This window comes from Micromonospora globispora (assembly GCF_003857015.1).
In the GTDB taxonomy this organism is placed as follows: Bacteria; Actinomycetota; Actinomycetes; order Mycobacteriales; family Micromonosporaceae; genus Micromonospora; species Micromonospora globispora.
Genome location: NZ_QGGF01000488.1, coordinates 1 through 9516 on the forward strand (window position 1 = coordinate 1; position 9516 = coordinate 9516).

The 9516-nt window shown below is 71.3% G+C and carries 10 protein-coding genes; 6 read left to right on the forward strand and 4 right to left on the reverse strand.

Annotated elements, in window-relative coordinates; translation table 11 throughout:
* A partial coding sequence (locus DKL51_RS26010; protein ID WP_498070955.1) for a histidine kinase occupies positions 1-511 on the reverse strand: 511 nt, incomplete at its 3' end.
* A 335-nt stretch (positions 512-846) separates the two neighbouring features.
* On the opposite strand from DKL51_RS26010, the gene DKL51_RS26015 reads away from it, so the two are divergent.
* Both DKL51_RS26015 and DKL51_RS26020 read left to right on the forward strand, forming a co-directional pair.
* The gene (locus DKL51_RS26015) at positions 847-1476 is read left to right on the forward strand and encodes an SGNH/GDSL hydrolase family protein (RefSeq protein WP_109946962.1); all 630 of its coding nucleotides are present in this window, start codon (positions 847-849) and stop codon (positions 1474-1476) included.
* 49 nt (positions 1477-1525) lie between these two features.
* Positions 1526-1906: a VOC family protein gene (locus DKL51_RS26020; protein WP_109946963.1), complete on the forward strand. Its 381-nt coding sequence runs from the start codon at positions 1526-1528 to the stop codon at positions 1904-1906.
* Here DKL51_RS26020 and DKL51_RS26025 read toward each other — a convergent pair.
* Positions 1848-2504 carry a dihydrofolate reductase family protein gene (locus tag DKL51_RS26025; protein WP_109946964.1) on the reverse strand — a complete coding sequence of 219 codons (657 nt, stop codon included), beginning with the start codon at positions 2502-2504 and terminating at the stop codon, positions 1848-1850. The genes DKL51_RS26020 and DKL51_RS26025 overlap by 59 nt on opposite strands.
* A 285-nt stretch (positions 2505-2789) precedes the next feature.
* On the opposite strand from DKL51_RS26025, the gene DKL51_RS26030 reads away from it, so the two are divergent.
* The 4 genes from DKL51_RS26030 to DKL51_RS26045 all read left to right on the forward strand — a co-directional run bounded on the left by DKL51_RS26030 (position 2790) and on the right by DKL51_RS26045 (position 6109).
* Positions 2790-3206, forward strand: coding sequence for a hypothetical protein (locus DKL51_RS26030; protein WP_109946965.1), 417 nt, complete (start codon positions 2790-2792; stop codon positions 3204-3206).
* A 264-nt stretch (positions 3207-3470) separates the two neighbouring features.
* Positions 3471-4151 (forward strand): NADPH-dependent F420 reductase, encoded by a 681-nt coding sequence (locus DKL51_RS26035; RefSeq protein WP_109946966.1) that lies wholly within the window; start codon positions 3471-3473, stop codon positions 4149-4151.
* A 79-nt stretch (positions 4152-4230) separates the two neighbouring features.
* Complete coding sequence (locus tag DKL51_RS26040; protein WP_207783993.1) at positions 4231-4710, forward strand: SDR family NAD(P)-dependent oxidoreductase; 480 nt, start codon at positions 4231-4233, stop codon at positions 4708-4710.
* Positions 4711-5221: 511 nt separating this feature from the next.
* A complete protein-coding gene (locus tag DKL51_RS26045; RefSeq protein ID WP_124812612.1) occupies positions 5222-6109 on the forward strand; it encodes an LLM class F420-dependent oxidoreductase in 888 nt (295 codons plus the stop codon).
* Between the two features lie 53 nt (positions 6110-6162).
* Here DKL51_RS26045 and DKL51_RS26050 read toward each other — a convergent pair whose 3' ends face one another.
* Both DKL51_RS26050 and DKL51_RS35175 read right to left on the reverse strand, forming a co-directional pair.
* Entirely contained in the window at positions 6163-8922 is a 2760-nt protein-coding gene (locus DKL51_RS26050) for a glycoside hydrolase family 38 N-terminal domain-containing protein (protein ID WP_109946968.1), read from the reverse strand.
* The coding region (locus DKL51_RS35175; RefSeq protein WP_221623242.1) for a hypothetical protein at positions 8922-9516 on the reverse strand (595 nt) is incomplete at its 5' end. The genes DKL51_RS26050 and DKL51_RS35175, both read right to left, overlap by 1 nt.

The following is a 9516-nucleotide window of genomic DNA, read 5'->3' on the forward strand; positions in this document are numbered from 1 at the left end:
CCGACACGATCACCGACGAGGTGGGTGGCGAGAAGCGGGTGGCGTTGTCGAGCAGTTCGGTGAGGACCCGGATCACGTCGTCGGCGGCGAACTCGACCACCGCCAGGTCCACCACGTGGCCGACCCGGATCCGGGGGTAGTACTCGACGGCCGACGTCGCGGCCCGGACGACGTCGACCAGGGTCACCGTCTGCCGGTCGGCGTCCTCCACCCGGCGGCCCAGCAGGACCTGGAGGTTCTCGGCGTGCCGGCGGATGCGGGTGTTGGCGTGGTCGATCCGGTAGAGCCGCTCCAGGCGTTCGGGATCCTGCTCGTCGGCCTCGACGGCCTCCAGGTGGCTGCCCATCTGGTACGCCGAGGCGAGGATCCGCATCGCGAACTGTTCACAGATCTCCGGCCACGGTCCGGCCTGTTCCTCGGGTGGCGGGGGAGGGGGTGGCTCCTCCGGGGCGACGGCCCACCGGGCGACCGTCGGGTCCAGCCAACGCGCCGCTCGCTGCCGCCACGTCACGCGGCGTTGATCCGCCGGTTGCACTATGGATACAGCGCTGCTTTTCACGAAAATACCGACCTATCGCTAATCGTGGGCTATGGCATGGTGCAGCAGTCAACCACCGTGTTGTGGCGACAGCAACGGCCAAGGTCAACTTAGGGCGGTTTCTCACAGCCGTCCCGCCGCCCTCGGCCGGCACCCGTCGTAGGTCCCACGGATGCTTCATCGGCGGCGACCGGCGGAACGCAACAGCCGATTCCGGCAGATGTGACGCTCACCCTCAACGGGCGACAGGCAGCGGGCCGAGCGGCATGATCATGGCGGCGACGTCGAGGAGGAGCGGAGGGAAGCAGATGACGGTGGACGTGCCGCGCGGCGGACGGGTCCTCTTCATCGGCGACAGCATCACCGACGCCGGGCGCGACCGGTCCACCGGCAACGACCTCGGCTGCGGGTACGCGATGATGGCCTCGGCCTGGTTCACCGCCCGCCACCCGGGCCACCACGTCAGCTTCCTCAACCGCGGGATCAGCGGCGACCGGGTCCGCGACCTGCGCGCCCGGTGGGAGCGGGACTGCCTCGACCTGGCCCCGCAGATGGTGTCGGTGCTGATCGGCATCAACGACACCTGGCGGCGCTACGCCCAGCACGACCCGACCAGCGTCGCGGACTTCGAACGCGACTACCGGCACGTCCTGGAGGCCACCCGGCAGCGGCTGGACGCGCAGATCGTCCTCGTCGAGCCGTTCCTGATCCCACTCGACGACGCGCAGCACGGCTGGCGAAAGGACCTCGACCCGAAGGTCGACGTGGTCCGCAGACTGGCCGCCGACTTCGACGCGGCACTCGTCGCGGTGGACGCGCTGTTCCAGGAAGCGGATGTCGACGAGCGGATCTGGACGAACGACGGCGTGCACCTGACTCCGTTCGGCCACGCGCTGCTCGCCCAGCAGTGGCTGCGCGCCGTCACCCCCAAGGCGTGACCGACCCGCGTCCCGTGCCATCGACAGTGATCACCGTTAAACTCCGCGGATGCACCGGTCCCGGGTCCACGCCCTGATCCTCGACGTACCGCAGGAGTCCGCACCGGCCGCCGCCGCGTTCTGGTCCGCCGCGCTCGGCGCCCCGGCGCGCCCGGACGCCGCCGAGTCGGAGTTCACCAACCTGCCCGACGTCGTACCCGACCTGGTCACCGCGATCCAGGCGGTGGACGACGCGCCGCGCTACCACCTCGACATCGAGACCGACGACGTGCGGGCCGAGGTGGACCGCCTGGTCGGGCTCGGCGCCACCCCGGTGTCCCGGTGGCAGGAGTGCCACGTCCTGCGCGCCCCGAGCGCCCACCTGCCCTGCGTCATCCCGGTGGCGTGCGATCCGGAACTGTTCGCCGCGACCGCCCGCCGCTGGGACTGAACGGCCTCAGTTGCTCGAAGCTCTCGGTGGGGATCTTCGCCCTTGTGGTGGGGCGGTACCGCACGTTCACGACCGACGTGGGGTCGCCTTCGCCGACCCGGTGGAGGCGGATCGGCGCGCTGCCGGAGTTGTCGTACAGCCGGATGCCCTCGCCGAGCAGGATCGGTGCGATGTGCAGGTCGATCTCGTCGATCAGTCCTAGTTCGAGAAGCTGGCGGCCGATGGTCGGCGAGAACACTTCGAGGTTCTTGCCGCCGGCCGCCTCCAGCCCGATCCGCACCGCCTCGGCCGGACCACAGTTCAGGAACGTGACCCCGTCGGCGGGCGTCGCGTCCTCGGGGTGGTGGGTGAGCACGAAGATCGGACCGTCCCAGGAGCCGCCGTACGGGCGACTGCCATTCACGGCACCGTCCCAACCGTCTCGACCCCCCAGCACGGCGCCCGTGGTCCCGACGTACTCGCCGACCAGGCCCGGACGGAACGAGATCCCGGTCATCCAGTTCATCTCGTGGTTCGGCCCCGCCACGAAACCGTCCAGCGACATCGTGAAGTGCCAGAGCACCTTCCCGCCTGCGGTCTGCGGCTCAGTGTCGCTCATTCGTCGCCTCCGTACGCTGCCGGGCTCTCATGCTCTCGCAGCGGAACCGGTGAGCTCCAGCTGCTTGTTGCATTGAACTCGTGTCGCGTGTCTGAAGTGATTTGACGCTAGCGTGCTCTACCCGCCAGCTTCGCGATCTCCGGTTGTGGTGCTCAAGCTTGTCGCAGGCCGTGGCTCCGGGCCGGGGTTTCCGCATCGTGACGACGTTGGCCAGCTGCACACCCTGCACTCTGTTGATCCTGGCCCTCGTCGTGGGAAGCTCAACGGGCTGAAGGGAGTACCGGGGTGGACCGACAGAAGTTGCGCCGGCTCGCGGATCGGCTTCCGTTCAGTGGCGCGTTGTTCGGGTTGGGCACGTACCTCGTGGACGAAAGACTCCTCGGCCACCAGCGCGGCGGACTGGCTGCCGTGGGCGTTGTGTTCTTCCTGGCGTTGGTCACCAGCTGGGTGTTGCGCAGGGTGTCCGGGATGACCTGGCGCGAGGCGCTGTGGCCGCGACGGGAGCCGCCGCCCTGGACGCAGCTGCCGCCCAGCATGGCGTCGGTCAATGAGCTCGCCCGGGCCGGGCTGAGGATCCAGGCCATCAAGATGTACCGCGAGCTTACCGGCATGGAGCTCAAGGCGAGCGTCGAAGCCGTGGACGCCATGATCGCCCAACGAACCCTCCACGAGCCGGCACCGAGAATCGACCCGCATCGCTAGCTTCGCGTGTCTGAAGATCTTTAAGGCTAGCGTTTGAGCTTGCGGTACACGCGGGGGCTAGGCCGACCGAGTCATCCGTTCACCTCCCGAAGCCTGACCTGCCCAATAATACAGACCAGTCTGTCTGCGCCGTCAGCTAACGCGAACCTCCAACACGCCTCGCTGCATCAAGTCTTGTAGTAGACAGACCTGTCTGTTAGGTTAGTGCGTGCCAGGACGGGAATCCGTCACCGGCACCCACCAAGAATTCCGAGGAGTACCCCCATGAAGATCGCAGTTCTGGGCACCGGCATGGTCGGCCAGGCGCTGGCTGGCCGCCTCGCGGAGCTCGGCCACGAGGTCACCGTCGGAACCCGCGACGTCGACGCGACGCTGGCCAGGACCACCCCGGACGGGATGGGCAACCCGCCTTACGTGGCGTGGGCCGCCGACCACCCGCAGGTGCGGCTCGCCCCGTTCGCCGACGCCGCCGCCGGCGCCGAGCTGCTGGTCAACGCCACCTCCGGCGGCGTGTCGATCGCGGCGCTGCAGGCCGCCGGCACCGAGAACCTGACCGGCAAGATCCTCATCGACATCGCCAACCCCCTGGACTTCAGCAACGGGTTCCCGCCCACCCTGTTCGTCAAGGACACCGACAGCCTCGGCGAGCAGATCCAGGCCGCCTTCCCGCAGCTGCGCGTGGTCAAGGCGCTCAACACGCTCACCGCGGCGCTGATGGTCAACCCGAAGGCCCTCGCCGACGGCGATCACTCGATCTTCGTGTCCGGCAACGACGCCGAGGCCAAGAAGACCGTGACCGGCATCCTGGAGTCCTTCGGCCACACCGACGTGATCGACCTCGGTGACATCACCACCGCCCGCGGCACCGAGATGCTGCTGCCGGTGTGGCTGCGCCTGATGGGCGCGCTGAACACCCCGATGTTCAACTTCAAGATCGTCCGCTGACCACATCCGGAGGCGGGTGGCCAGGCAACACCGCCCGGCCACCCGAACCGGGCTTCGTCGCCTCGACAAGGAGTCGGTGATGACCGACACCACCTCTCTTATGGCCGGCAGGACGGTGCTGATCACCGGTGGCACCGGCGGGATCGGCCGCGCCACCGCGGAGGGCCTCGCGCGGCTGGGCACCCGCGTGGCGATCACCGGCCGGGACCTGACCCGCGCGGAGGCCGCCGCGGCGCAGATCGCTGCCGCGTCCGGCAACCCCGCCGTCGACGCGTACGCCGCCGACCTGTCCTCGCAGGCGGAGGTCCGCGGGCTGGCCCGCGCGGTGCTCGCCGCGTACCCGCGGCTGGACGTGCTGATCAACAACGTGGGCGGTTACTGGGCCCACCGGCATGTCACCGCGGACGGGCTGGAGCACACGTTCGCGCTCAACGACCTCGCGCCGTTCCTGCTGACCAACCCGCTCCTGGACCGGCTCATCGCCTCCGCGCCCGCCGGGTCGTCACCGTGTCCACCGGCGGTCAGGCCATGGCGCTGCCAGCTGTTGCCGGCGGAGTAGGCGCTGACGCATTTAGGTGCACTGTGGTGGTAGAGTGACTGCCGCCGGATGGGCGATAGCCAAGCTCGTCCGGCAGGCAAGGCTCCTGCGGCGGCAGGTTAAATGCGCCATCTTGATCGGTACCGGGAGTGCCTCGGGAACCGGACCCTAAGGGGTCGAACGGACGCGGAGACTATGTAAGTCCAGCACCTTCGCTGGCGATGGTCGCTGAAGCGTCAACCTCGCACCGCATAAGCGGGCAAGACGAGGAGCGTCCGGTGGTAACGCCGGACTGCGAGTGTATGAGCTGATTCCTGCTCACTCCCTCGCAACGGCGAGCGCAGGTACTCCGGCCAGCGGGCCCACAACCAACCGCAAGCCCCAGCGCTCCAACAAGGCGTCCTACGACCGCACCGCCACCGCCCGGCTGGGGCAGGTCAGCGCCGACCTGACCGGCCTGGCCCACGACACGAGCACATCCGGCAAGCAGCACCAACCCTCATGAGCGGCACCGACGAAAGGTAGATCGGCGATGAAGCTCGGCGTACACCTGGTCAACTTCGACTTTCCCGGCGGCCCGGCCGCGATCGGCCCGACCCTGGCCCGGGTCGGCGTCGCAGCCGAAGCCGCCGGCGTGGACAACCTGTCGGCGATGGACCACTACCTGCAGATAGCCGGCATGGGCATCGGCGACGTCGACGCGCCCATGCCGGAGGGCTACACCACCCTCGCGTTCCTCGCCGCGCACACCACCTCGGTCGAGCTGCAGTTGCTGGTCACCGGCGTCACCTACCGGCACCCCGGCCTTCTCGCCAAGATCGTGTCGACGCTGGACGTGCTCTCCGGCGGGCGGGCGGTCCTCGGACTGGGCGCGGCCTGGTACGAACGCGAACACGTCGCGTTCGGAGTGCCGTTCCCGCCCCTGGCCGAGCGGTTCGAGCGCCTGGAGGAGACGCTGCAGATCGTGCACCAGATGTGGAGCGACGACGACGGCCCGTTCCACGGCAAGCACTACCGGCTGGCCGAGACGATCAACTCCCCGCAGCCGCTGCGCCGGCCACCCGTCATGGTCGGCGGCGGGGGGGAGAAGAAGACCCTGCGTCTGGTCGCCCGCTACGCCGATGCCACCAACCTGTTCGCCCGCCCCGACACCGGTCCGGACCAGGTCCGGGCGAAGCTCGACGTCCTCGCCGAGCACTGTGCCCGGGAAGGCACCGACTACGACCGCATCCAGAAGACCGTGCTGTGGGCGGCGCCCGTCGCCGCCGACGCCGAGGGCGGCAAGGCCTTCACCGACCAGCTGGCCGGCTATGCCGCCGTAGGCATCGAGGAAGTGCATGTCATGCCGTGGACCGGTGACCCGGTCGGGTTCATCGAAGGACTCGGTGGGCACGTCATCCCGCGCCTGAAGGAGCTGTGATCACGCCGCTGGACACGATCGAACTCGGCTTCACGCCGCGGAGGTCACCCCCATCAGGCGGGAGCGACCAGGTCGAGCTGCACCGCCGCAATCTCCCATCCGTGCAGCGGTAGGCGGACCAGGCCGTCTTCGTCGACGGGAAGCGGCTCGCCGGGCCGGCCCAGCAGGTCGCAGCGCCGCGCTCCGTGTACGTCCCGCCCCGACCCGATGACGGCCGTGGTCTCCGCCGGCGTCTGCGCCACCATCCGGAGCTCCACGCGGCCGTCCCGTTCCCGGACGCTGGTCACCGCGACGCCGTCCCCGGCAACCGTCAGCCCGGTCACCGGCGCAGGCAGTGCGGCGGACGCCTCGGCGGCGCCGGGGAAGGCGAGCAGCTCGTGCCGGTACGCCTCCGCCGCCGCGAGCACCCCGGCGGAGTGCCACTCGCCGCGGAACGGCAGCACCGCCAGCTCGACGCTGCGCGCGCCCCGGCACTGCGCCTCCGGCGTGGGCAGCTGCGGACCCGCGGGCTCGTCGCGCAGGGCGTGCCGGTTGCGGGACAACATCCCGATGGAGCGCAGCACCGTGATCGCCAGCTCCCGGCCGGAGTCGGTCAGCTCGTACTCCGTCGGCTGCGTCAGCAGGACGGCCAGCGAGCCGCCGGCGCCACCCGCGGCGACGAACCCGGACGCCGGGAACGTCGGCAGCGGGACCTCCCCGCCGCCGCCCTCCGCGGTCAGCCCGCGCTCGACGACCGCGAACTGGCCCTCGGCGTACGACGCGGTGGCCGCTGACGGCAGCGGCAGGTGCAGGCGTACCCGGTGGTCGTCGCAGCGGTTGTCGAAATCCAGCCGCAGCCGGGCGAAGCGTTCACCGGCGCGCAGCTCGACCCGGGTGGTCACCGTGATGGTCTCCCGGTCCACCCGTCGGGAACCGGCGTCGACGTCGGCGCCGACCGGCCAGCGGTACTCGCGTACCACGTCGAGGACCCCGACCGCCGGACCGGCGTGCACCACGTCGGTCCGCACCGCCCGGGGCTTGTCGACCAGCTCGTCGGCGGCCGGCGGGGCGTAGTTGTAGCTGTCGCCTACGTCGCCGCCGTCGACGATCCGCCCGACCCCCTCCACGCTCAGGCCGTCCGGCGTGGACAGCCGCAGGGTGCCGTCCTCGGCCACCTCGACGCGCAGCAGGCCGTTGTCTACCACCCGCCCGGCCATGGTCACGGAAGCGGGCGGCAGCGCCCCGCCCTCCGGCAGCGGCACCGGACGCACGGCGGCGTGCCCGAGCGCGGGCACGTCCACCAGCGCGGCGACGGTGAGCCGGAGGGCGGCGACGATCCGCACCCGCCACCGGTCCCGGTCGCCCGCGCCGGCGAGCGCCAACCGCACGTCTTCGACGTCGAAGTCCGGGTCGCCGTGCCGGGCCACCTCGAAGGTGAGCGTGCCGTCGTCCGGCGACACCGACCAGGCGGTGACCTCCTGCCCGTACAGCTCGCGCCCGTGCACCCGGGTGAGGATCGCCGGCAGGTCGGCGGCCGGCACCAGGTCGTCGGCGAGCAGCGTCCGGGCCGAATCGAGGACCTGGGCGGGCGCGATCCTGCCGTCGGCGTCGGCGAGTCCGACCGGCCCGTCGGCCGGCGCCTCGACGTCCAGGCGGACGAGGGCGGTCCGGGCCGCCGGGGTCGGGTTGACCACCAGGTACCCGTCGCGCGGCACCGGGGCGGCGAGCCGGGCGCCCACCAGGTCGCAGACCGCCCGGCCGAGCTGGTCCGCCTCGGCCAGCCGGGCGGCCACCTGTTCGGCCGTCTCGTCGCAGCCGCAGCCGGTCACCGAGTCGTGGCAGCTTGCGTCGATCAGCCGGGTCCAGGCCATGTCCAGGAAGCGCTGCACGGACGGGTCGCCGTAGAGCGCGGCGACGGGTTCGGCGTACCGCTCGACCCGCCGCTCGGCGCGTCCCATCGCCTGCTTCAGGTGCGCCCGTACGGAGATCACGCCGGGCAGGATGTTGGCCCGGGCGTGCGAGCGCAGCTCCCCCCGGACGGGGGGCAGGCCGTCCACCGTCGTCGGCTGGGTGGCGAAGTACTCGGCGAGGGTGCCGAGCCGCAGCTGCACGCTGTCGACCGCGGCCCCGGCCAGGATGTCGGGGGCGTCCGGCGCCGGCGCGGCGTGGTCGGTGCCGTACATCGCCAGGACGGGGGTCTCCTCGTCCGGGAGTCGCCAGCCGCCGAGCCGGGCCGCCAGGTCGGTCGCCCGGCGGGTGACCAGGCGGCGGTCGTCCATCAGAGCGGCGGCGTTGCCGTAGCCGCCGGGCAGGTACTCGGTGCGGATCGTGCTGCCGTCCGGGGACTGCCAGGCGAAGGCGTGTGTCCGGACCCGGTCGGGTACGCCCCGGAACACGCAGGCGTGCGCCAGTCCGGCCCGGGTGAGGAGCTGCGGCATCTGCGCGATGTGGCCGAACATGTCGGGCAGGTAGCCGACCGGCATCGCCCCGCCGAGTTCCGCGCTGCGGGCCAGCCCGCGCTCCAGGTTGCGGACGATGTTCTCCCCGGAGCAGAGGAACTCGTCGAGCAGGATCTGCCACGGCCCGACGGCGAGCCGCCCGGCGCGGACCAGCGCCACCACCTGCTCCCGACGCTCGGGGCGGACCTCCAGGTAGTCGTCGACGGCGGCGAGCTGCCCGTCCAGGGTGAACCGCTGCCGCTCGTCGCGCGCCATCCGGTCGAACACCTCGTCGAGCAGGGCCACCAGCCGCAGCCGGAACCGCTGGAACGGCTCGTACCACTCCCGGTCCCAGTGGGTGTGCGGGACGACGATGATCTCGGTCGGTCGGTCCATCAGCTCGCCGCCTCTCCACCGATCGCCGCGCCGGTCAGCTCCCCGTAGCGGCGTACCACCTGCTGGCTGGTCCGTACGTCGGTCGCGCCCTCCGCGATGCCGGTCAGCGGTCGCACGCCCGCGGTCACCATCGCGTGGAAGGCGACCAGTTCCTGCTCGAAGGCCTCGGTCACCGACCGGAACACCGCCCGCCGCTCGCCCCCGTCGTGCCGGTCCACCGCGGTCAGCGTGGTCGGGGCGTTGAGCAGGTACGGCGACGGGAAGACCAGCTCCAGCGCGCCCCGGGCGTGGTGCAGCGTCACCGTCTCCCGGTAGGCCGGGCAGTCCGGCAGGTTGAGCCACCGGATGCCGTACCGGCCGCCGTCGGGCAGCCGGCCGGAGATCTCCACCGACGGCTCCGCCGGCCCGTCCGGGCTCAGCGGCCAGGTCGCCACGTGGTCCACGGTGGCCGGCGCCCCGGTGAAGAGCCGCAGCAGGGACAGGTCGTGCGACACGCTGTTGATCAGGGTCTGGTAGAGGGTGCGCGCCCCGGCGTCCCCGCCCACCGCCGCGTCGAGCAGCCGCTCGTCGGCGTCCCGCAGCCGGGCGGCCGCC